We start from the raw sequence: 21,431 nt of genomic DNA on the forward strand, positions 1-21,431 counted from the left end.
GCGATCATGCCGAGCGGGAGCCGCCCGGCGACAGCCGGCTCGCCAGTCGACGGGTCCGGAGGATGCCGTACGGCGGCACCGACCGGCGGTGGCGGCCGGCTCAGACCACCAGGGCCAACCACTTGCGGTAGGCGGTCGCGAACGGCTCGGTGCCGTCGCCCAGCGCGAGGAACAGCCACGCCGCCGCGGCCCGGGCCTCGGTGATCAGGTCCTCCGGGTAGCCGAACCGGGCACCGTGATCGGCGAACTCGTCTTCGTCGCGCAGCTCCACCGCACCCGTCGCGCGCCGGCGCACCACGTCGAGATCGAGGTCGATGATGTGGACGGTGTCGCCCTCCCAGCGGGCCGGCGTGGCGATGTCACAGTAGACCTCGCTGGTGCGCGGCTCCGGGTTGAACATCCCGGTCCACCAGGCGGCGTGCGGGACCAAGAGGACGAACGGGATCTGCTCGACCGACGGCCGGCCATGGTAGACGGACGGGGTGCCGGCGGTGACGCCGAGCCAGGTGCCGAGGTCGTCCTCGGCGAGGCGCCGGGCGGGGTAGTCACGATGGGCGGAACCGTCGTATTTGCGATAAACGACCCGCACAACATCGCTCGGCATGACCGCACCCTAACTGATAGGTCACAACGGATGCCGGCCCGTGAACACTTCTCACATTGTCAGGAAATGAACAACCGGTACGCCGGGCACGGCGGGGCGTGACCCGGATCGGCGTGGCCGTGTCGGCCGCTACCGGTACGGTCGCACGGTGACCGCCGCGCCCACCTCCGCAGCCAGAACCGCCGCCACCGGCACTCCCGGCACCCGACGTCGACGCGGAAGGGTGAGCACCGACGATTTACTCACGGCCGCCGTCGGTGCGGTGCCCGGCGGCGCGGCCCGCCCCGGCCAGCAGCAGATGGCGGCGGCGATCGACGACGCGATCGGGTCCCGCGAGCACCTGCTCGTGCAGGCCGGCACCGGCACCGGGAAGTCGCTGGCCTACCTCGCCCCGGCGCTCACCGTGGACGGGCCGGTCGTGGTCTCCACGGCCACCCTCGCCCTCCAGTCCCAACTCGTCGAGCACGACCTGCCCCGGCTCGCCGACGCCGTCGAGCCGGTGCTCGGCCGCCGGCCGACGTACGCCGTGCTGAAGGGCCGCCACCACTACGTGTGCATGGCCAAACTCGACCACTCCACAGAGGACGAGCCGGACACCCTCTTCGACTCGCCGGGGTCCGGCGGCAACAGCACCGGCTGGCTCGGCGAGGCCGGCCGGCTCGGCAAGCAGATCCAACGGGTCCGCGACTGGGCGCTGACCAGCGAGACCGGTGACCGCGACGAGCTGGACCCCGGAGTCGACGACACCGCCTGGCGGCAGGTCTCGATGCCGGCCCGGGAGTGCGTCGGCGCGACCCGCTGCCCGTACGGCGACGAGTGCTTCGCCGAGGCGTCCCGGGTCCGGGCGCGGGAGGCCGACATCGTGGTGACCAACCACAGCCTGCTCGCCGTCGACATGCTCGCCGGCCGGCACATCGTGCCACCGCACAAGCTCCTGATCATCGACGAGGCACACGAACTGGCCGACCGGGTCTCGTCCGCGGCCCAGGCCGAGCTGACCGCCGAGGCGGTCGAGCGGGCCGCCCGGCAGTCCCGCCCGCTGCTGACCCCGGAGATCGCCGAGACGCTGGTCGAGGCGGGCGACGCGCTCGCCGTCGGGCTCGCCGAGGTGCCGGCCGGCCGGCTCACCGCCGGGCTGCCGCCGCCGCTGCGGGAGGCGTGCACCCTGCTCGACTCGGCGACCCGGTCCGCGCTGGACCGGATCGGCGACGTCAAGTCCGACGACCCGGACCCCGTACGCAAGCAGCAGTCGAAGTCGGTGCTCGACGAGCTGTCCAAGACCACCCAGCGCCTGCTGGAGGAGGCCGACCACGACGTGGCCTGGGTGGAGAAGCCCGAGGGTGCCCAGAGCGGCCGGCGGGCGCTGGTCGTCGCACCGCTGTCGGTCGCCGGCACCCTGGCCGTCAACCTCTACGACGAACGCACGGTCGTGGCGACCTCGGCCACCCTCACCCTCGGCGGCCGGTTCGACACCATCGCCCGGGCGCTCGGGCTGGCTCCGGGCGCCGCCGTCGACCAGCCCGACGGTGCCGGGCCGGGTAACGGCAAACCCGCCCTGGCCAGGGCCGGTGACGGCCGGCCGGGCGACGCCGAGAAGGACACGGACTCCCCGCCGTGGCGGTCGCTCGACGTCGACTCCCCCTTCGACTACCCCCGCCAGGGCATCCTCTACGTCGCCGCGCACCTGCCCCGGCCGGCCGCCTCCGGCCTGCCCGAGGCGGCCGGCGAGGAACTGCTCCGGCTGGTCGGCGCGCTCGGTGGCCGTACCCTCGGGCTCTTCTCGTCGCGGCGGGCCGCCACCCAGGCGGCGGAGTTGCTGCGGGCCCGCACCGACCTGCCGGTGCTGCTCCAGGGCGAGGAGGCGCTGCCGCTGCTGGTCCGCCGGTTCCGCGAGGACCGGGCGAGCTGCCTGTTCGGCGTGATGTCGCTGTGGCAGGGCGTGGACGTGCCGGGCGACGCCTGCCAGCTCGTGGTGATCGACCGGCTGCCCTTCCCGCGCCCGGACGAGCCGCTGGCGGCGGCCCGGGCGGCGGCGGTCGACGCGACCGGCGGCTCCGGCTTCGCCTCGGTGAGCGTGCCGATCGCCGCGATCCGGCTCGCGCAGGGCGTCGGCCGGCTGATCAGGTCGACGGGCGACAAGGGCGTCGTGGCCGTGCTGGACTCCAGGCTGGAGACCGCCCGGGGCTACGGGGCGTTCCTGCGTCGCTCGCTGCCACCGTTCTGGTACACGACCCGTCCCGACATCGCGCAGGGGGCGTTGGAACGCCTCTCCCGCACCTGACCGGGCCGGTGCCGGTCGGCGGATCAGGGTGTCTTCGACGCCACCACGACCGCGTCGGGCGGCACCTCCGGCGTACGCCGGCCGGCCAGCCGGCGTACGGCGGTGTTGAGCACCGCGATCAGCGGCACGGCCACCAGCATGCCGACGATGCCGGCGAGCACACTTCCCGCCGCGATGGCGATGATCACCGCGAGTGGGTGGATGGCCACCGCCCGTCCCATGATCAGCGGCTGGAGGATGTGCCCCTCGACCTGCTGCACGCCGATCACGGCGCCGAGGATGATCAGCGCGGTGACCCAGCCACTGTCGACCAGTGCCACCAGCACGGCGACCGCGCCGGACAGGGTGGCGCCGACGATCGGGATGAACGCGCCGAGGAAGACCAGCGCGGCCAGCGGAAGGGCGAACGGCACGTCGAAGATGACCAGGAAGATGCCGATGCCGACGGCGTCGATGAAGGCCACCAGCACGGTCGCCCGGACGTAGGACACGAGCGTCGACCAGGACGCCTGCCCCGCGTCGTCGACCCGCCACCGGGCGGCGACCGGCAGTAGCCGGACCAGGAACCGCCAGATCCGGCGGCCGTCGCGCAGGAAGAAGAAGGTCGCGAAGAGCACCAGCACCGCGCCGGTGAGCACCTCGAAGAGGGTGGTCGCGGTGGACAGGGCGCCGCTGGTGAGGGCCTGGGTGTTCTCGTCGATCCAGCGCTGCCCCTGCTCGATGTAGCGGCTGAACTGGTTGTCCGACATGTGCAACGGGCCGGTCTTCAGCCAGTCCTGGATCTGCTGCACGCCCTTGGTCGCGTTACGGCTCAACTCCGGCACACCGGCCACGAACTCGTTGACCACCATGGTCAGTGTGCCGACCACCGCGGCCAGCCCGGTGACCAGCACCAGGCCGGTGGCCAGCGAGCGGGGAAACCGGGCCCGCAGCAGCCAGCCGACGGCCGGGGCGAGCAGCGCCGACAGCAGCAGCGCGATGAGCAGCGGGATGATGACGATCCGTACGGTGCCGATCACCTTCAGCATCGCCCAGCCGATCGCGCCGATGACGATCAGCCGCCACGACCAGGCGGCGGCGATCCGCAGGCCGTGCGGTACGTCGGCGTCGTCACGGCTCGATGTGGACTGGTGGACCTCCGGTGGCGGCGGCTCGAATCCCCCGTTCGGCGGCGGCTCGACCGGAGCCGGCGCCGGCTCGGGTTCGGGCCGGGAGCGGCTCCTCGCGCGCACCGATGCCTCGCCCTTTTCGTAGGCCCGACGGATCTTCGCCCGTACCTGCTCGAAGCGGTTCAAGAGCACCTCCTCACGCTCGGCCACCCCACGTTAGCGGGTGTTCGCACTGAGCAGCGCTCACCGGGGTCCCGAGTCCGGCGTATGTTGCCCCCGGCCGGGGTGTCTCAACCGCCGCCGGGTCCGGTTGCGAGGCGGGGTACGGTTCCGTCGTGAGCGCCGAATCCAACTACGACCCCGGCCTGCCGATCCGCCTCCTGCACGACCGCGTGTTGGTGCAACTCGAGGGCAGTGACGGCGAGCGACGGTCCACCGCCGGCATCGTCATCCCGGCGACCGCCTCCATGGGCAAGCGACTGTCCTGGGCCAAGGCGGTCGGCGTCGGCCCGCACGTGCGGTCCATCGTCACCGGCGACCGGGTGCTCTTCGACCCCGAGGACCGCGCCGAGGTCGAACTGCACGGCCGGGCCTACATCCTGCTGCGCGAGCGCGACCTGCACGCGGTCGCGGCCGAACGGGTCGACACCGACTCCACCGGCCTCTACCTCTGAGCGGGGACGGTCAGCGCCAGCCCGGCGGCGGGTAGCCGCCCGGCGGGCCGTAGCCGCCGGGCGGGCCGAACCCGCCGGGCGGGCCGTACGCACCCGGTGGGCCGTACGCGCCGGGGTGGACCGGGACGGGCGGCGGGGGTGGCGGCGTGAGCACCACCGGGATCGGCACGACCGGCTGGTCGGGGGCGTCGACCACGCGTCGCACCCCGTCCGGGAACGCGATGTGATAGCGCTCGCCGTCCCAGCGCGCGTCGGGCGCCTGCGGGTCGCGTCCGGTGAAGACCTGCCGGTAGCGGACGATCGCCGCCAGCAGTTCGGCCTCCTCCCGTACGGCGCCGGCCCGGTCGGCGGGCTTGGCGTCGAGGCCGCGCAGCATGCCGTCGCGCAGGAGGGCCAACTGGGTCGCGGAGAACTGGTAGCCGCGCATCGCCTTGAGTCCGGCCTCGCCGGCCACCCGCCGGGCCCACCGGCGGGCCGAGTGCCGGCGTCCCAGGCTGCCCAGCGACGCGACCTCGGGCGGTGAGAGCCAGCCGGCCCGTACGTAGTGCGGCAGGGTGCGTTCGGTCAGCCGGCCCTCCCAGCCGCGCAGCCACACGGCCAGCCCGACCATGCCGAAGAAGATCGGCACCATCAGGCCGATGTAGCCGTAGAGCAGGATCAGGTTCTGCCCGGTGGCGACGGCGAGCGACGGCATCAGGTTCCAGGCGCCGTGCAGCATCATCGCCAGCAGCAGGCCGGCGAACGGGGCCAGCACCCGGATCCGCCGGTCGCTGGAGCGGGCGGCGATACCGAGGCCGATGCCGGCCATCGCGGTGAACAGCGGGTGGGCGAACGCGGTGAGCAGCACCCGGACGATGAAGATGGCGAAGAGCATCTGCGCGCCGGTGGCACGGCCGTACTGCTCGGCGCCGCTGGCGTAGCCGTGGCCGCCCAGGTAGAGGATGTTCTCCACCATGGCGAAGCCGATCGCCGACATTCCACAGTAGACGATACCGTCGGTGATGCCGGAAAACTCCCGGCGCCGCACGATCAGCAGCAGGATCGGGCCGAGCGTCTTGGTCAGTTCCTCGATGAACGGGGCGACCAGCACCGCGGTCAGTGAGTCGGGCAGGTCGTTGCGCTCGAACACCCCGGCCGCCCAGGTGTTCACGTTCAACGACGCGTACGTCGACACCGCCGCGCCCCAGGCGAAGCAGAAGACCAGGTATTTCATCGGCTCGGGCTCGTAGCGGTCGAGCCACAGGAAGCACACCACCAGGACCGGTACCGGCAGGATCGCCGCCACCAGACCGATGACCAGCGCCTCGACGCCCAGGTTCTGCCCGAGCGTCAACAGCATCGCGATCGCGCTGCCGGCGATCACCAGGATGGTCGCCGCCATGATCAGACCACGCCGCCAGCCGACCCGCCAGCGGCGCGCCTTGCCGGCCGGGTCCGGCACCGGACCCGACGGCCAGCCCGCCCCAGGCACGCCCGCCGCCGCCGGTACGCCCGGCACGGCGGCCATCCCCGCCTCGACGGCCACCCCGGGCACGCCCGGCACGACGGCCGCCGCCGGGGACGGGCCGACGCCCGGCGGTGCCGACGACGGCGCCGGCGGGGCGACGGGTCCGGGCGGCTCCCGGTCCACCGGTGGCGCGGCGGGCTGCCCGTCCCCCGGAACCGGGCCCGGGGGTACGGGCGACGCGGGTGGTTGCCCGCCGGGCGGAAGTTCGGCCATGCCCGCCAGCGTATCGAGTTGAAGACCACTCGCCGGGTCACCCGTGTTGCGGTTATGCTCCGGTGCAGGTCACGAGTGCCAGCGACCAACGGTCCGCCCCGCTGCGGTGCGGGCCGAAGCCCCAGCTTGCTGGCCGGCAACCCTCGTCGAGGTTCGCGGTGGGGTGCCCTGGGTGAAGACCGGGCCCGTCGCCACCAGGTGCCGGGCAAGCGCGGGCCCCACCCTTCCGCCACACCCGGGGTCCCTGATCGCCGGAGGCTGGCCGATGAACACGACCCTCACCCCCGTGACGACCCTGCCGTGGGCCGCCGAGCCGCTGCCGTGGACCGGCCCGGGACGTCCGGCCACGCGGCCGCTCGACGTGCTCGGCGTGCCCGGTCAGATCAACCTCGACTACGCGGCCACCGCACCCTGCGCGTCGGTCGCCGCCGACGCGGTGACCGAACTGCTGCCGTGGTACGCGAGCGTGCACCGCGGCGCCGGCCAGCTGTCGCGACGCTGCACGCTCGCCTACGAGCGGGCCCGCGAGGAGGTCGCCGATTTCCTCGGCGCCCGCGCCGACGACCATGTGATCTTCACCCGCAACACCACCGACGCGCTCAACCTGCTCGCCCACGCGCTGCCGGCGGCGAGCACCGTCGTCACCTTCGCCAGCGAGCACCACGCCAACCTGCTGCCCTGGCCGTCCGCAGCGGTACGGCTGCCGGTGCCGGCGTCGCCCGGCGCGGCCGTACGGGCGCTCGACGCCGCTCTGCGCGAGCTGCGCCGGGGCACCGATCCGGGCCGGCCGGTGCTGGTGGCGGTGACCGGGGCCGGCAACGTCACCGGGGAACGGTGGCCGGTCGCCGCACTGGCCCGGGTCGCGCACCGGCACGGCGCCCGCATCGCGCTCGACGCGGCCCAGCTCGCCCCGCACGCCCCGGTCGACATCGCCGCGCTCGGCGTCGACTACGTCGCCGTCTCCGGCCACAAGCTCTACGCACCGTTCGGCACCGGTGTGCTGGTCGGGCGGGGCGACTGGCTGGACGCCGCCCCGCCGTACCTGTCCGGCGGCGGGGCCAGTGCCTACGTCGGCCCGGCGACGCACCAGGTGCGCTGGGCGACCGGCCCGGCCCGGCACGAGGCGGGCACCCCGAACCTGCTCGGCGCGGTCGCGCTCGGGGCGGTCTGCGCCGCGCTCGGCGCGGCCGACCGCGCCGCGCTGCACGACGACGAACAGGCGCTGCTGGCCCGGCTGCGGGCCGGCCTCGCCGCGCTCCCCGGCGTCGAGGAGCTGCGGCTCTTCGACGCGGCCGAGCCCCGGGTCGGGATCGTGTCGTTCGTGGTCGCCGGCCGGGAGTCGGCGACGGTCGCGGCGGAGCTGGCGACGGCACACGGGATCGGCGTACGGGACGGCCTGTTCTGCGCGCACCCGCTGACCCGGCGGCTGATCGCGGAGGCCGCCGCCCGGCGCGGCTGGCGGAACCCGCCGGCGACGGCGCTGCGGGCGAGCATCGGGCTGGGCAGCACGGTCGAGCACGTCGACCGCCTCCTGACCGCGCTCGCCGGGCGGTAGGGGTCAACCGGTGGTGTGGCCGACGGCCCGCCGGACCATCCGGTTGGCCTCGGCCATGTCCACCCCGGTCGCGGCGATCAGGTCGCTGGCGATCGACCGGACCTGGGCCACGACAGTGCTGCCGGACAGGCCGACCCCCGCCGAGTACGCCCCGGCGGCGCCGCTCACCGCGCGCAGCGCGCGGTCCCGGGCCTCCTGCGGCTCCACCCCGGCCCCCAACTCGTTGTAGAGCAGCCGGGCCGCCTCGCCGAGGTCGCACACCGCGTCGGGCAGGGGTGGTGGGACCGGCTCGCCGTCCTGGATCTGGGTCACCGCCCGGCGGACCAGTGCCCGGCTGTCCCGCAGCGCGCGGCTGATGTACTTGGAGCTGTCCACGTACCTGGTGAGCACGCCCCGCTTGTGCCAGCGCAGCGGCGCCAGGGCGGCCGTCTCCCGGCCGGCCTCGATGGCGCTCTCCAGCGTCCGTACCTCGCCCTCCGCCTTGCGCAGCCGCTCCAGCGCGGCGTCGGCGAGGGCCGCGTCCCGGCGGGCCAGGGCGCCGCCGGTGTCGCTGAGCGCGTCGGCCATGGTTTCCAGCGCCGGGTCGACCGCCCGGTCGACCACCCGCAGCGGGTTGAGCGGGATCAACAGCGTCATGACGATCAGGGCGACCACGCCACCGATGAGCGCGTCGGAGAACCGGGTGAAGTAGATCCCGCCCTCCGGCGGACTCAGGGTGGCGACCAGCACGGCCGAAGCCGCGGCCTGGTTGAACAGCGACGGGCCGCCGCCGACGTAGATCGACGCGATGATCGCCAGCGTCACCACCACGGCGATCTGCCACGCCCCGGTGCCGATCACCAGGATGATGGCGTCGCCGACCGCGATGCCCAGCGCCACTCCGATGATCAGCTCGATGGTCCGCCGGAGGCGCTGCCCGACGGACGAGGCCAGGGTCACCACCGCCGCGATCGGCGCGAAGAACGGCGCCGGGTTGCCGACGATCCCGGCGGCCACGAACCAGGCGAGGCCGCCGGCGACACCGGCCTGGATCGCCAGCCCGGCGTTGGCGCGTACCTTGATGGTCCGTTCCCGGAAGGTGGTGTCGAACCGCCTGCGCCGTTCGCGCCACCGCTGCGCCATGCCGGTGGCCGGCGAACTCTCGGTGCTGTCCCGGTCCGCGGCCATGCGCCGGCATACCCGGCAGATTCCGGTTCATGGCTGGACCGGCCGCCCATCCAGCCATGACCGCGCCGGCCCGGCTGCGGCAGACTGGTCCGGTGACCGAACTGAGCGCCCGCTGGTCGGCCGCTGCCACGGCGGCCGGCGCGACCGGTACGGCCGCGATCGCCGCCGCCGGCCGCGACCTGCTCGACCGGTGGGGTGAGCCGCAGCGGCACTACCACACCGTCGACCATCTCGCCGCCGTGCTCGGGGTGGTCGACGGGCAGGCCGACCACGCCGACCGGCCCGACCTCGTACGCCTCGCCGTCTGGTTCCACGACGCCGTCTACGACCCGCGCGCGGCCGGCGACGCCAACGAGCGGGCCAGCGCGGCGCTCGCCACGGCGACCCTGACCGGGCTCGGCGTGCCACCGGACGCGGTCGCCGAGGTGGCCCGGCTGGTCCTGCTCACGGCCGGGCACGGCGCCACCCCGCACGACCGGGACGGGGCCCTGCTCTGCGACGCCGACCTGGCCGTACTCGCCGGGCCGGCCGCCGACTACGACCGCTACGCCGCCGCCGTCCGCCGCGAGTACGCCCACGTGCCCGACGAACTCTTCCGGGCCGGCCGGGGCGCCGTTCTGCGGCACCTGCTGGACCTGCCGGCCCTCTACCGGCTGCCGGTCCTCGCGCGGGACTGGGAGGCGCCGGCCCGGACCAACCTCGGCCGCGAACTCGCCGCCCTGGCCGCGACGGGCTGAGCGACGGCCGACCGAGCGGCAGCGGCCGGATCGGCTACGGGCGGCGGCCCCCGGCCAGGTGCTTGGGCAGCCGGAGCCCCGAACGGCGCAGCACGATGACGATCTCCCGGCTCGACACCACCCGGGCGCCGTGCCCCACCACCGTGGCGAACCGTTCCTCCGGCACGTCGTAGTGATCGCGGTCGAACGCCCGCCGGGGCAGGCCGATGCCCGCCGCGAAGGCGTGCAGTTCGGCGTACGACACGTCGCTGACCAGATGCGACCACAGCCGCCCGTCGGCGGGCCAGGCAGGTGGGTCCACGTAGACCATGGTCACCAAGGTAACCGGCCGATACCCTGGCCAGTCATGACCGACCTGCTGAGTGACCTGCGCGCCGTGCTCCCCGACCGGGCGGTGGTGACCGACCCCGATCTGCTCGTGAGCTACCAGCGCGACGAGGCGGACCTGTGCGCGTACGGCCTCCCGGCGGTCGTCGTACGGCCCCGCACCACCGCCGAGGTCGCCGCCGTCGTACGGGTCGCCGCCACGCACGGGGTGCCGGTCGTACCGCAGGGCGCGCGGACCGGGCTGGCCGGCGCCGCGAACGCCGTCGACGGCTGCGTGGTGCTCAGCACCACCGCGATGACCGAGATCCGGGAGATCGACCCGGTGGCCCGGATCGCCGTGGTGCAGCCCGGGGTGGTCAACTCGGCGCTGGCCGGGGCGGTCGCCGAGCAGGGGCTGCGCTACCCGCCGGACCCGGGGTCGTGGGAGTCGTCGACGATCGGCGGCAACGTCGCCACCAACGCGGGCGGCATGTGCTGCGTCAAGTACGGCGTGACCAGCGAGTACGTCATCGGTCTGGAGGTGGTGCTCGCCTCCGGCGAGGTGCTGCGCACCGGTCGGCGCACCGCGAAGGGGGTCGCCGGATACGACCTGACCAAGCTCTTCGTCGGCTCCGAGGGCACCCTCGGGGTGATCACCGAGATCACCGTGGCGCTGCGCCCGGCCGCCGAGCAGTCGCTGACCCTGGTGGGCGTGTTCCCGTCGACGGCCGCCGCCGGCGCGGCCGTGGCGGCCATCGCGTCCGAAGGGCTCACCCCGAGCCTGCTGGAACTGCTCGACCAGACCCACCTCGGCGCCATCGAGGCGTACCGGTCGATGGGGTTGCCGACCGAGGCGAAGGCCCTGCTCCTCGCGGCGGCCGACACCGGCGAGCGGGCCGGCGCCGACCTGGCCCGGATCGCGGCCGTGTGCGAGGCGGCCGGGGCGAGCGAGGTCTACCAGGCGACCGACGCGACCGAGGCGGCGGCGCTGTTGCAGGCCCGGCGGCTGGCGCACGCGGCGATGGAGAAGTTCGCCGCCGACACCTATCCAGGCGGCCGGGGCGGCCTGATCATCGACGACGTGGCGGTGCCCCGCGGCTCGCTGGCGTCACTGCTCGACGGGGTGGAGAAGGTCGCCGCCGAGTACCAGGTGCCGATCGGCGTCGTCGGGCACGCCGGCGACGGCAACATGCACCCGAACATCGTGGTCGACCGGGCCGACCCGGCGAGCCTCGAACGCGGCCGGCTCGCCTTCGACGCGATCATGGAGCTGGGGCTGGGGCTGGGCGGCACCTGCACCGGCGAGCACGGCGTGGGCCTGCTGAAGCGGGAGTGGCTGGCGAAGGAGATCGGGCCGGTGGGCGTACGCGTCCACCAGGCGATCAAGGCGGCGCTGGACCCGGCCGGACTGCTGAATCCGGGCAAGGTCCTCTAGGCGAAACGCGCCTGCACCCGGGCGAGGAAGGTCCGCTGGCCGTCGTTGAGCTGGTCGTCGCGCAGGTCGTCGAGGAGCTTCACCCGCTTCTCGTCGATCGTCGGCAGCACGTCCGAACCGCCCACCGCGGTCACCGCCGGCCCGAAGAGCTCGACGAACTGCTCGACCAGCGCGTCGAGCTCGTCCGCCCCGGTCTCCGGGCCGAGGTCGCCGAACCGGCGGGCGAACTCGACGACCCGCGGCGCGTACTCCTCGGAGGCCATCAGGTCGTAGAACTCGCCGAGTTGCGGCATGGCCTGGTCGCCGACCAGGTGGGCGAGCAGGATGGACTGGTCGCGGTCGGCCGCGGTCAGCTCGGGTGAGATGTCGGTGGCGGCGGCGCCGAACACGGCGAAGAACCGGCCGAGTTCGGGTGGGATGTCCGGGGCGGTGCCCTCCGCCCGGATCCGCGCGATGACCTCCCGCTGCCGGGTCAGCCGCTCGATCTGCGCGGCAAGCTCGCGGTCGAGCTGGTCCAGCAGCTCCGGCGGATCCTGGCCGGTGCCGTCGAGCAGCTGCGGCATGCGCTCGAGCGGGATGCCCAGCGCCGCGAGGCGCTTGATCCGCAGCAGCCGGACGAGGTCGCCGGCCCGGTACCGCCGGTAGCCGTTCGCCGCCCGGGGCGGTTCGGGCAGGACCCCGATCTGGTGGTAGTGGCGCAGCGTGCGTACGGACACGCCGGCCAGCCGGGCCACCTCGCCGCTGTTCACACGCTCTCCCGCACCCCGTCCAGGTTACGCAGCGCCCGGCTGCTCACGGCGGCCACGGCCGCGACCGCCCACACGGCCGCGAGGGCGACCGCGGCGGTGCCGAGTCCGGCGTACTCGACGACCACGGCCGCCAGCACGATGCCGAGCGGGGCCGCGCCGGTCAGGATCGCGTTCTGGGTCCCGAGGATCCGGCCCCGCATCCGGTCCGGGATCCGTTCCAGCATGAGCACGCCGAGCAGTCCGCTGAGCATTCCCATCGATCCGCCGACCACGAAGGCGCCGGCGAACACGAGGCCGGCGGCCGGCAGCGCGCCGATGACCGCGACCCCGACCACGCTCGCGGCGAAACCGGCCACCAGCCACGCCCGGCGCGGTCCCCGGCTGCCGGCGACCGCGTAGGCGGCACCGCCGACCAGGGTGCCGAGTGCGATCGAGCTGAGCACCAGGCCGAGCCGGCCCGGCTGGTCGAGGAGCGTGAAGTGCACCGGCAGCACGAGGCCCTGCAGGGCGGACAGCACGGTCGCCAGCACCAGGTTGAGCAGGGTCACCGCCAGCAGGAACGGACTGCCCCGGAAGAGCAGCCGCCAGCCCTCCCGCAACTGCGCCCAGCCGGTGACCGGCTCGGGTCGCAGCCCCACCCCCACGTCGCCACCACCCGGCTCCGCCGTGGCCGCGCTCCCGACGCCGGCGGCCGCGCTCCCGACGCCGACGGCCGCGCTCCCGGCGCCGACGGCCGCGCTCCCGGCGCCGACGGCCGCGCTCCCGGCGGCGGCTGGGGCCGGGACCGGGGCGGCTTCGAGTTCGCCGACCCGGCGCGGCAGGGTCAGGGTCACCAGCGCCGCCCCGAGGGACGTCGCCGCCGTGATCCACAGCACCGTCGAACCGTCGAAGAGGACCATGAGGCCGCCGGCCGCCGCCGGTCCGACCAGGATCGCCAGGGCACCCAGGCTCTCCCGTACGCCGATCAGCCGCTCCGCGGCGATCCCGCCGTGCCGCACGACCGCCGGCAGCAGCGCCTCCCGCGCGGTCATCCCGGGTACGTCCCCGAACGACCCGAGGATCCCGAACAGGATGAACCAGCCGAGTTCGAGGCCGACCAGCAGGTCGACGACCGGCAGCGCGGCCACCGCACCGGCCGAGATCAGGTCGGTGGCGATCGAGGCCGTACGCCGGTTGATCCGGTCGATCACCACACCGGTCAGCAGGCCGCCGAGCATCGCCGGGATCGCGGTGGCCGCCGCGACAATTCCGGCCCCCAGGACGCTGCCGGTCGTCTGCAACACGATCAGCGGCAGGGCCACGCCCGCGATCGCGTTGCCGAACAGCGACAGGAAGTCGCTGGCCAGGAAGGTGACGGGTATCCGCTTCATGGTCCGAGCAAAAACCATGACGCTACGGCGGGGTCAAGCTCGCTTTTCCGGCCTCGACGCGGCCGAGCCGACGCGCCTCGGCCGGCGGTCAGCCGGTGCGCCTCGGCCGGCGGTCAGCCGGGCAGGAGGCGGGCCTCCGGAGGCGGGGTCAGGTCGATGCCCCGGTCGGCGGCGAAGCCGCGTACGTCGGGTGCCCCCATCCGCGCCGCGTCGGCGGTCGCGTCGTCGGGCATCCGCTGCGACTGCCGCTCCGCCTCGACCCGGGCCAGGTAGTGCTCGACCTCGCGGGCCCGTACGGTCGCGTCCCAGCCCAGCACCTTGCCCATGATCTCGGCGGCCTGCTCGGCCGACTCGCTGCCCCGGTGCGGGGTCTCGAACGAGATCCGGGTGCGCCTGGTCAGCACGTCGTCCAGGTGCAGCGCGCCCTCGGCGTGCGCGGCGTAGGCCACCTCGGCCGCCAGGTATTCGGGTGCCCCGGCCAGCGGTGTCGCCAGCAGCGGATCGGCCTGGATCAGGGCGAGCAGGTGCGTGGTCAGGGTGCCGTAGCGCTCCAGCAGGTGCTCGACGACACCGCCCGGCATCCCGTGCCGGCGGGCGAGGTCGGCGCGGTCGCGCCACATGGCGGCGTAGCCGTCGGCGCCGAGCAGCGGCAGATCGGCGGTGCGTGACGGGCGGGCGCCGCCGAGCCGGCGGGCAGCCCGGTCGACCACGTCCTGCGCCATCACCCGGTAGGTGGTGTATTTGCCGCCGGCGACCAGCAGCAGGCCGAGCATCGGCTCGATGACCGCGTGCTCGCGGGACAGCTTCGACGTCGACTCGGCCTCGCCGGACAGCAGCGGGCGCAGTCCGGCGTAGACGCCCTCGATGTCGGCGGTCGTCAGCGGCCGGTCCAGCACCGTGTTGACCTGGTCGAGCAGATAGTCGATGTCGCTGGCCGACGCCGCCGGATGGGCCCGGTCGAGCTGCCAGTCGGTGTCGGTCGTACCGATGATCCAGTGACCGCCCCAGGGCAGGACGAAGAGCACCGAGGTCGCGGTACGCAGGATCAGACCGGCGTCGCCGGTGATCGCCGAGCGGGGCACGACGAGGTGCACGCCCTTCGAGGCGCGTACCCGGAAGCCGGGCCGCAGGCCCACGTCGCCGAGCATCCGGGACATGTCGTCGGTCCAGACCCCGGTGGCGGCGACGACGGTGCGGGCCCGTACCTCGAACTCGGCGTCGGGCGACCCGGCGGGCGCCTCCATGTCACGGACCCGGACCCCGGTGACCTCACGGGCCTGCCGCACCAGGGCGACCGCCCGCGCGCTGGTCACCACGGCGGCGCCCAGGCTGGCCGCGGTGCGGGCCAGGTTGACCACCAGGCGGGCGTCGTCCATCTGGCCGTCGTAGTAGCGGATCGCGCCACCGATCGCGTCGGCGCGCAGGCTCGGGAAGATCCGGCGGGCGCCCTCGCGGGACAGGTGGCGGTGCAGCGGCATGCCGCGACCGCCGCCGAAAGCCCCGGCGAAGGCGTCGTACGCCGCCACGCCGAGGCCGTAGTAGGCGCGCCGGAAGGCCCGGCCGGGCAGGGCGCGCGGGCCGGCGCCGGACGGCAGCGGCACGAGGATCGGCACCGGCCGGACGAGGTGCGGGGCGAGCCGGGTGGCGAGCAGCCCGCGCTCGGTCAGGGCCTCGTGCACGAGCCCGAACTCCAACTGTTCGAGATAGCGCAGGCCGCCGTGGATCAGCTTGCTGGACCGGCTGGAGGTGCCGGCGGCGTAGTCACGCGCTTCGACCAGCGCCACCTTGAGCCCGCGCGACGCGGCGTCGAGAGCGGCACCGACACCGGTGACACCACCCCCGATGACGAGCACGTCGAACCGCTCGCCGCGCAGGCGGCGCAGGTCGGCCGCCCGGCGGGACGCGGACAGTTGGCCGGCGGCGTATCGGGACACGGCTGGGTCACGCACGTGTCCACGTTAACCGCAGGCAGCGACAACGTACTGTCTGGGCATGCAGCCGGGTCCGCCGCCTTCTGGAGAACCGCCGTCGACCGGATGGGTGCCCGGGTACCCGCCACCGCCCCCGCCGCCCGGCCCGGGGATCGGGGCGGTCGTCGCGGCGGTCGCGGTGGGGTTGTGGGCGGTCGGCATCACCACCGTCGCGCAGGTGAGCGGGTGGCTGGTCGACCAGGTGGCGATCGTCGCCGGCCTGACCGCACCGGTCTGGGTGTGGCCGCTGACCAGCCTGGTCGACGCGGCACTGATCTCCGCGGTGGCGGCGCCGCTGGCGGTCGTACCCCGCTCGGCGGCGGTCCGGGCCGCCGGCCGGGCCTGGCTGTGCGGCGCGATCGTCCTGGCCGTACTCGGCCTGCTGCGGGCCGTACCGCAGGCGCAGAACGAGCTCTACCTGGCCCTGCTGACCGTCGGCGCGGTCCTGCTCGCCGTCGCGATCCGGAGCACGCGGGGCCGGGTACGCCGATCACGGCCGACCGGGGTGGCGGTGCTGCTCGCGGTCGCCGCCGGAGCCGCCGTACTGCTGCCCTGGCTCTGGGTCGGGGCGCTCGGCGGGCTCACCGAGACGCTGCTCGCCGGCACCGCCGCCGCCGCGACCGGCTGGCTGGCCGCCGCGATCCTCGACGCCGGCTTCTGGTCCACGTACGGCGGGCCGACCGGCCGGGGCGTACGGCCGGTCCTGCTGGGCGGGCTGGTGGCCGGCGTGACGCTGCTGCTGGTCGGGGCCGCCGTCGGGCACAGCGGCAGCCAGCTCGCCGCCCTGTTCCTGCTGCCGGCGACCGGGTTCGCCCTCGCCGCGCTGCGTCCCGTCGCGGCGACGCCGGAGCGCGGGACCGCCGGCTACGGACCGGCGGACGACGCCGGCCCCCGTCCGCCGGTCGGCTGGCTGGTCGCCGTCGCCGTCCTCGGACCACTGGCCCTGGTCGACCCCGAGGAGATCTCGCTGGTCCTGATCGACCGGGACGTGCCGTTCTGGACCATGGTGGCCGCCGGCAGCTCGGCCGCTCTCGCGCTCGTCGTCGGGATCGCGTACGCGGTCGCGTTCGGCCGTACCCGCGCCGCGACCCCGCACCGGTGGGTCGGCGTGGTCACCACCACCGCGGTCGTGCTCGCCGGCGCGGCCGTCCACGTCGGCCTCGGCCAACCGGGCCTGCACGGCGAGCGCCTCTTCGTGGTGATGAAGGAGCAGGCCGACCTGACCGGCATCACCGGCGGGGCCGGCCAGGCCGGGCGGGACGCGAAGGTGCGCGAGGTGCACCGGCGGCTCGTCGACACCGCCACCCGGTCGCAGGGTGACCTGCGCCGGGAACTCGACCGGTTCCGCCTGTGGCACCGGCCGTACTACCTGGTCAACGCGATCGAGGTGGACGGCGGGCCGGCGGTGCGGGCCTGGCTTTCGCGCCGTGCCGACGTCGACCGGGTGCTGCTCAGCCAGGAGATCCGGCCGCTGCCGGCGGCGCCGCCACCCGGCCGGGGCACCGAGCCCGCACCGCAGGCCCCGCCGTGGCACCTGACGATGATCGGTGCCGACCGGGTCTGGTCGCAGCTGGACACCGACGGGGCCGGCATCGTCGTCGGCTCGTCCGACTCCGGTGTGGACGGCAGCCACCCGGCGCTGGCCGCGGGCTTCCGGGGCGGCGACGACTCCTGGTACGACCCCTGGAACGACACCCGCACCCCGACCGACCGGGGCGGGCACGGCACCCACACCGCCGGTTCGGCCGTCGGGCGCGACAACATCGGCGTCGCCCCCGGCGCCCAGTGGGTCGGCTGCGTCAACCTCGACCGCAACCTGGGCAACCCGGCCCGCTACCTCGACTGCCTGCAGTTCATGCTGGCGCCGTTCCCGGCCGGCGGCGACCCGTTCACCGACGGCCGGCCGGACCGCGCGCCGCACATCCTCACCAACTCCTGGGGCTGCCCGGCCCTGGAGGGGTGCGACACCGCGGCCCTGGCGGAGGCGACGGCCGCCTTCGCCGCCGCCGGCATCCTCTTCGTCGCCGCCGCCGGCAACACCGGCCCGTTCTGCGGCTCGATCGACGATCCGCCCGCGCCGTACGCCGACGTGCTGACCGTCGGCGCGGTGAACGAGAACCGCAGGGTGACCGAGTTCTCCAGCCGTGGCCCCGCCCCGGACGGTTCGGCGAAACCCGATCTGGTGGCGCCGGGCGCCGACGTGCTGTCGGCGATGCCCGGCGGTGGCTACACCAGCAACTCCGGCACGTCGATGGCCACCCCGCAGGTCGCCGGCGTGGCGGCGCTGATGTGGTCGGCGAACCCGGCCCTGATCGGTGACCTGGCCACCACCCGGCAGATCATGCTGGACACCGCCACCGGGGTCGTGCCCCCGACGGCGAGCCAGCGCGAGGGCGACTGCGGGCAGCTCGCCAACGTCGAGGGTGCCGGTCTGGTCGACGCGTACGCCGCGGTGGAGCGGGCCCGCCAGACACGGTAGGTTCGGCGCTCGTGGATCTCGAGTTCTCCGTCGCCGAACTGACCGATGCCGATCTGCCCCAGGTGGTGGCACTCTGTGGCGAAGCGCTCGATCTGCCGGAGGACTCGGCCGAGGCGAACGAGATCGTCACCCGGCTCCGCGAGACCACCGCCCCCGGCGACGCGACCTGGACGGACGGCCGCCGGCAGCTCGTCGGGTTCGTCGCGGTCGCCGGCGGCGAACCGGTCGGCGTCGTGCTCGGCTCCATCGCCCACCGCGACCCCGCCGTCGGCCACGTCGACCTGATCGCGGTCCACCCCGCCGACCGGCGCCGGGGCATCGGCCGCACCCTGCTGTCACGGGTCGAGGGCGCGCTCGCCGGGCTGGGCGCCGGTGAGGTCCTGCTGGCCGGCAACCCGCCGTACTACGCCTGGCCGGGAATCGACGTTCGGTACACGCCGGCGATCTGCGCGGCGATGGCGCTCGGCTACGAGCAGGACCGGACGGCCTGGAACATGACCGCCGACCTGTCCTACGACGGCTCGCCGGCGCTGCGGGACACCGGGCCGGCCGAGGCCCGCCTCGCCGAGCGCGGGATCCGGGTACGGCGGGCGACCGAGGACGACGTGCCGGCGCTGGTCGCCTTCGCCCGGGCCACCTTCGGCGGGTCGTGGGGCGGCGAACTCGCCCACTCGGTCGACCGCCCGGACGGCGGCTGCCATCTCGCCGTACGCGACAGCGGCGAACTGCTCGGCTTCGCCGCGTACGGGTCGTCGCGGCCGTCCTGGTTCGGCCCGATGGGGACCGCGCCGGACACGCAGGGGCTCGGCATCGGCGGTGTGCTGCTGCGCCGCTGCCTGCGCGACCAGCGGGCGGCCGGGCACGATCGGGTCCAGATCGGCTGGGTCGGCCCGGTGCCGTTCTACGCCGGCAGCGCCGGGGCCTGGATCGAACGGGTCTTCTTCCTCTTCCGCAAGCAGCTCTGACCGTCGCCCTCGGCGCGTCTCCCTAAGCAGCTCTGACCGTCGCCGTCCGGCGCGTCTCCCTACCTGACCAGCGAAATGGGAGGTATCGGGTGTAGCGCCGTTCGTCCCCGGCCACCGGCCGCCGCGCCTTACGGTGACCGGGGAAGGAGGAGGTCATGACCAAGGACGACGACCCGACGGACGATCTCCACGTTCCGGCCTCGGCGCGGATGGCGGACCGGTCCACGGACCTGCCCGTCGACCGGCTCGACTTCGGTGACCTGGCCGAACTGGCGGAGTACGACGATCCGCCAGCGGACGAGCCGCTGGCGCTGGTCGACGCGCCCCGACAGATGGCGCCGGAACCCACGTCACGGCGCCAGAAGCAACGCAACCAGCGGCGCTAGGCGCCGTCAGCGGCCGGGTGCCGCAGACGCCGAAGGGCGGGCCGCTCGCGCGGCCCGCCCTTCGTCACGTGGAGTCCGGACTCAGAAGTCCATCTCCCCGCCGCCCGGCGCGCCCGCCGGGGCCGGGGTCTTCTCCGGCTTGTCCGCCACCACGGCCTCCGTGGTGAGGAACAGCGCCGCGATCGAGGCGGCGTTCTGCAGCGCCGACCGGGTCACCTTGGCCGGGTCGATGATGCCGGCCTTGAGCAGGTCGACGTACTCGCCGCTGGCCGCGTTGAGGCCGTGGCCGGCCTCGATGTTGCGGACCCGCTCGACCACGACGCCGCCCTCGAGGCCGGCGTTGACCGCGATCTGGCGCAGCGGGGCGTCCAGCGCGACCTTGACGATCTGCGCACCGGTCGCCTCGTCACCAACGAGGTCCAGCTTGTCGAAGGCGGTCTTGCCGGCCTGGACCAGCGCGACGCCACCACCAGGGACGATGCCCTCTTCGACGGCGGCCTTCGCGTTGCGGACCGCGTCCTCGATGCGGTGCTTGCGCTCCTTCAGCTCGACCTCGGTGGCCGCGCCGACCTTGATCACCGCAACGCCACCGGCCAGCTTGGCCAGCCGCTCCTGCAGCTTCTCGCGGTCGTAGTCGGAGTCGCTCTTCTCGATCTCGGCGCGGATCTGGTTGACCCGGCCCTGGATCTGGTCGGCGTCACCGGCACCGTCGACGATGGTGGTCTCGTCCTTGGTCACCTGCACCTTGCGGGCGTGGCCCAGCAGGTCGATGGTGACGGCGTCGAGCTTGAGGCCGACCTCTTCGCTGATGACCCGACCACCGGTCAGGATCGCGATGTCGTTCAGCATCGCCTTGCGGCGGTCGCCGAAGCCCGGGGCCTTGACGGCGACGGACTTGAAGGTGCCACGCACCTTGTTGACGATCAGGGTGGCCAGGGCCTCGCCCTCGATGTCCTCGGCGATGATCAGCAGCGGCTTGCCCGACTGCATGATCTTCTCGAGGATCGGGAGCAGGTCCTTAACCGCCGAGATCTTGCCGTCGACGATCAGGATGTACGGGTCGTCGAGGACGGCCTCCATACGCTCCGGGTCGGTCCAGAAGTAGGGCGAGATGTAGCCCTTGTCGAAGCGCATACCCTCGGTGAGCTCGAGCTCGAGCCCGAAGGTGTTGCTCTCCTCGACGGTGATGACGCCTTCCTTGCCGACCTTGTCCATCGCCTCGGCGATGATCTCGCCGACGGTGTTGTCACCGGCGGAGATCGACGCGGTGGAGGCGATCTGCTCCTTGGTCTCGACGTCCTTGGCGAGCTTGGCCAGCTCCTCCGCCACGGCGGCGACCGCGGACTCGATGCCCCGCTTGAGGGCGATCGGGTTCGCGCCGGCCGCGACGTTGCGCAGGCCCTCGCGGACCAGCGCCTGGGCCAGGACGGTCGCCGTCGTCGTGCCGTCGCCGGCCACGTCGTCGGTCTTCTTCGCGACCTCCTTGACCAGCTCGGCGCCGATCTTCTCGTACGGGTCCTCGAGCTCGATCTCCTTGGCGATGCTCACACCATCGTTGGTGATGGTGGGGGCGCCCCACTTCTTCTCGAGCACGACGTTGCGGCCCTTGGGGCCGAGCGTCACCTTTACGGCGTCGGCGAGGGTGTTCATGCCCCGCTCGAGGCCGCGGCGCGCCTCCTCGTCGAACGCAATGATCTTGGCCATACGGCGTTGTCCTCCTGGACACTCACGGCCACCTGGGCCGGTTGGCCCGGGTGTGCCGCCTGACTACGCAGCCTCGGACGTCACTACCTGGCGACAGTGACGTCCGTTGGCCGGGCCGGATAGCCCGCGACGACCGGCCATCGCCACAGCCCCGTCTCCCGGGTCCGCACCGGTGGCCCCACCGCCCCGACCATTGGCACTCACGGTCCGCGAGTGCCAA

At 74.1% G+C, this 21,431-nt stretch carries 17 protein-coding genes and 1 riboswitch; of the genes, 8 read left to right on the plus strand and 9 right to left on the minus strand.

All coding sequences use genetic code 11. The features are described from left to right. Positions 1-100: 100 nt before the first annotated feature. A complete protein-coding gene (locus tag QCD66_RS33495; protein WP_357535505.1) occupies positions 101-604 on the minus strand; it encodes a DUF402 domain-containing protein in 504 nt (167 codons plus the stop codon). A gap of 148 nt (positions 605-752) precedes the next feature. On the opposite strand from QCD66_RS33495, the gene QCD66_RS33500 reads away from it, so the two are divergent. Next, positions 753-2,885: an ATP-dependent DNA helicase gene (locus QCD66_RS33500; protein ID WP_375736870.1), complete on the plus strand. Its 2,133-nt coding sequence runs from the start codon at positions 753-755 to the stop codon at positions 2,883-2,885. Between the two features lie 23 nt (positions 2,886-2,908). On the opposite strand, the gene QCD66_RS33505 is transcribed toward QCD66_RS33500, so the two are convergent. After that, on the minus strand, positions 2,909-4,204 hold the full coding sequence (locus QCD66_RS33505; protein ID WP_364211252.1) for an AI-2E family transporter: 1,296 nt from the start codon (positions 4,202-4,204) through the stop codon (positions 2,909-2,911). 125 nt (positions 4,205-4,329) lie between these two features. Between QCD66_RS33505 and QCD66_RS33510 the strand changes: the two genes are divergently transcribed. Further along, positions 4,330-4,668 carry a co-chaperone GroES gene (locus tag QCD66_RS33510; protein WP_364211249.1) on the plus strand — a complete coding sequence of 113 codons (339 nt, stop codon included), beginning with the start codon at positions 4,330-4,332 and terminating at the stop codon, positions 4,666-4,668. Positions 4,669-4,678: 10 nt separating this feature from the next. Here QCD66_RS33510 and QCD66_RS33515 read toward each other — a convergent pair whose 3' ends face one another. After that, positions 4,679-6,175, minus strand: coding sequence for a PrsW family intramembrane metalloprotease (locus QCD66_RS33515; RefSeq protein WP_407567268.1), 1,497 nt, complete (start codon positions 6,173-6,175; stop codon positions 4,679-4,681). A gap of 280 nt (positions 6,176-6,455) precedes the next feature. Next, a riboswitch (SAM riboswitch) is annotated at positions 6,456-6,606 on the plus strand. A 47-nt stretch (positions 6,607-6,653) separates the two neighbouring features. On the opposite strand from QCD66_RS33515, the gene QCD66_RS33520 reads away from it, so the two are divergent. Then, positions 6,654-7,943 carry an aminotransferase class V-fold PLP-dependent enzyme gene (locus tag QCD66_RS33520; RefSeq protein ID WP_375735869.1) on the plus strand — a complete coding sequence of 430 codons (1,290 nt, stop codon included), beginning with the start codon at positions 6,654-6,656 and terminating at the stop codon, positions 7,941-7,943. A gap of 3 nt (positions 7,944-7,946) precedes the next feature. Here QCD66_RS33520 and QCD66_RS33525 read toward each other — a convergent pair whose 3' ends face one another. Next, a complete protein-coding gene (locus QCD66_RS33525; protein WP_375735868.1) occupies positions 7,947-9,110 on the minus strand; it encodes an aromatic acid exporter family protein in 1,164 nt (387 codons plus the stop codon). A gap of 92 nt (positions 9,111-9,202) precedes the next feature. Here QCD66_RS33525 and QCD66_RS33530 point away from each other — a divergent pair, with 92 nt between their 5' ends. Continuing rightward, complete coding sequence (locus QCD66_RS33530; RefSeq protein WP_375735870.1) at positions 9,203-9,847, plus strand: metal-dependent phosphohydrolase; 645 nt, start codon at positions 9,203-9,205, stop codon at positions 9,845-9,847. Positions 9,848-9,881: 34 nt separating this feature from the next. Here QCD66_RS33530 and QCD66_RS33535 read toward each other — a convergent pair whose 3' ends face one another. Then, positions 9,882-10,157, minus strand: a complete 276-nt coding sequence (locus tag QCD66_RS33535; RefSeq protein WP_364211235.1) for a DUF4031 domain-containing protein — start codon at positions 10,155-10,157, stop codon at positions 9,882-9,884. A 36-nt stretch (positions 10,158-10,193) separates the two neighbouring features. Here QCD66_RS33535 and QCD66_RS33540 point away from each other — a divergent pair, with 36 nt between their 5' ends. Next, positions 10,194-11,588, plus strand: a complete 1,395-nt coding sequence (locus QCD66_RS33540; RefSeq protein WP_375735867.1) for an FAD-binding oxidoreductase — start codon at positions 10,194-10,196, stop codon at positions 11,586-11,588. Here the strand turns inward: QCD66_RS33540 and QCD66_RS33545 are convergent. The 3 genes from QCD66_RS33545 to QCD66_RS33555 form a co-directional block, all read right to left on the minus strand. Further along, positions 11,585-12,337 carry a MerR family transcriptional regulator gene (locus QCD66_RS33545; RefSeq protein WP_375735866.1) on the minus strand — a complete coding sequence of 251 codons (753 nt, stop codon included), beginning with the start codon at positions 12,335-12,337 and terminating at the stop codon, positions 11,585-11,587. The two genes, QCD66_RS33540 and QCD66_RS33545, sit on opposite strands and share 4 nt — an antisense overlap. Further along, on the minus strand, positions 12,334-13,707 hold the full coding sequence (locus QCD66_RS33550) for an MFS transporter (protein ID WP_375735865.1): 1,374 nt from the start codon (positions 13,705-13,707) through the stop codon (positions 12,334-12,336). Before QCD66_RS33550 ends, QCD66_RS33545 begins: the two co-directional genes overlap by 4 nt. Positions 13,708-13,820: 113 nt before the next feature. After that, the gene (locus QCD66_RS33555; protein WP_364211924.1) at positions 13,821-15,641 is read right to left on the minus strand and encodes a glycerol-3-phosphate dehydrogenase/oxidase; all 1,821 of its coding nucleotides are present in this window, start codon (positions 15,639-15,641) and stop codon (positions 13,821-13,823) included. A gap of 58 nt (positions 15,642-15,699) precedes the next feature. On the opposite strand from QCD66_RS33555, the gene QCD66_RS33560 reads away from it, so the two are divergent. The 3 genes from QCD66_RS33560 to QCD66_RS33570 all read left to right on the plus strand — a co-directional run bounded on the left by QCD66_RS33560 (position 15,700) and on the right by QCD66_RS33570 (position 19,507). Then, positions 15,700-18,156 carry a S8 family serine peptidase gene (locus QCD66_RS33560; protein ID WP_375735864.1) on the plus strand — a complete coding sequence of 819 codons (2,457 nt, stop codon included), beginning with the start codon at positions 15,700-15,702 and terminating at the stop codon, positions 18,154-18,156. 11 nt (positions 18,157-18,167) lie between these two features. Continuing rightward, positions 18,168-19,121, plus strand: coding sequence for a GNAT family N-acetyltransferase (locus tag QCD66_RS33565; protein WP_364211220.1), 954 nt, complete (start codon positions 18,168-18,170; stop codon positions 19,119-19,121). Positions 19,122-19,276: 155 nt separating this feature from the next. Beyond that, positions 19,277-19,507 carry a hypothetical protein gene (locus QCD66_RS33570; protein ID WP_364211995.1) on the plus strand — a complete coding sequence of 77 codons (231 nt, stop codon included), beginning with the start codon at positions 19,277-19,279 and terminating at the stop codon, positions 19,505-19,507. An 81-nt stretch (positions 19,508-19,588) separates the two neighbouring features. On the opposite strand, the gene groL is transcribed toward QCD66_RS33570, so the two are convergent. After that, positions 19,589-21,211, minus strand: coding sequence for a chaperonin GroEL (gene groL / locus QCD66_RS33575; protein ID WP_357535479.1), 1,623 nt, complete (start codon positions 21,209-21,211; stop codon positions 19,589-19,591). Positions 21,212-21,431 lie beyond the last annotated feature (220 nt).

Source organism: Polymorphospora sp. A560 (genome assembly GCF_045781765.1).
Lineage (GTDB): Bacteria > Actinomycetota > Actinomycetes > Mycobacteriales > Micromonosporaceae > Polymorphospora > Polymorphospora lycopeni.

Excerpts from the sequence above, each read along its gene's own strand:
- QCD66_RS33570 (WP_364211995.1), top strand. The coding sequence starts at position 19,277 with ATGACCAAGGACGACGACCCGACGGACGATCTCCACGTTCCGGCCTCG.
- QCD66_RS33535 (WP_364211235.1), bottom strand. The coding sequence starts at position 10,157 with ATGGTCTACGTGGACCCACCTGCCTGGCCCGCCGACGGGCGGCTGTGG.
- groL (WP_357535479.1), bottom strand. The coding sequence starts at position 21,211 with ATGGCCAAGATCATTGCGTTCGACGAGGAGGCGCGCCGCGGCCTCGAG.
- QCD66_RS33560 (WP_375735864.1), top strand. The coding sequence starts at position 15,700 with ATGCAGCCGGGTCCGCCGCCTTCTGGAGAACCGCCGTCGACCGGATGG.
- QCD66_RS33540 (WP_375735867.1), top strand. The coding sequence starts at position 10,194 with ATGACCGACCTGCTGAGTGACCTGCGCGCCGTGCTCCCCGACCGGGCG.
- QCD66_RS33495 (WP_357535505.1), bottom strand. The coding sequence starts at position 604 with ATGCCGAGCGATGTTGTGCGGGTCGTTTATCGCAAATACGACGGTTCC.
- QCD66_RS33520 (WP_375735869.1), top strand. The coding sequence starts at position 6,654 with ATGAACACGACCCTCACCCCCGTGACGACCCTGCCGTGGGCCGCCGAG.
- QCD66_RS33525 (WP_375735868.1), bottom strand. The coding sequence starts at position 9,110 with ATGGCCGCGGACCGGGACAGCACCGAGAGTTCGCCGGCCACCGGCATG.
- QCD66_RS33515 (WP_407567268.1), bottom strand. The coding sequence starts at position 6,175 with ATGGCCGCCGTGCCGGGCGTACCGGCGGCGGCGGGCGTGCCTGGGGCG.
- QCD66_RS33550 (WP_375735865.1), bottom strand. The coding sequence starts at position 13,707 with ATGAAGCGGATACCCGTCACCTTCCTGGCCAGCGACTTCCTGTCGCTG.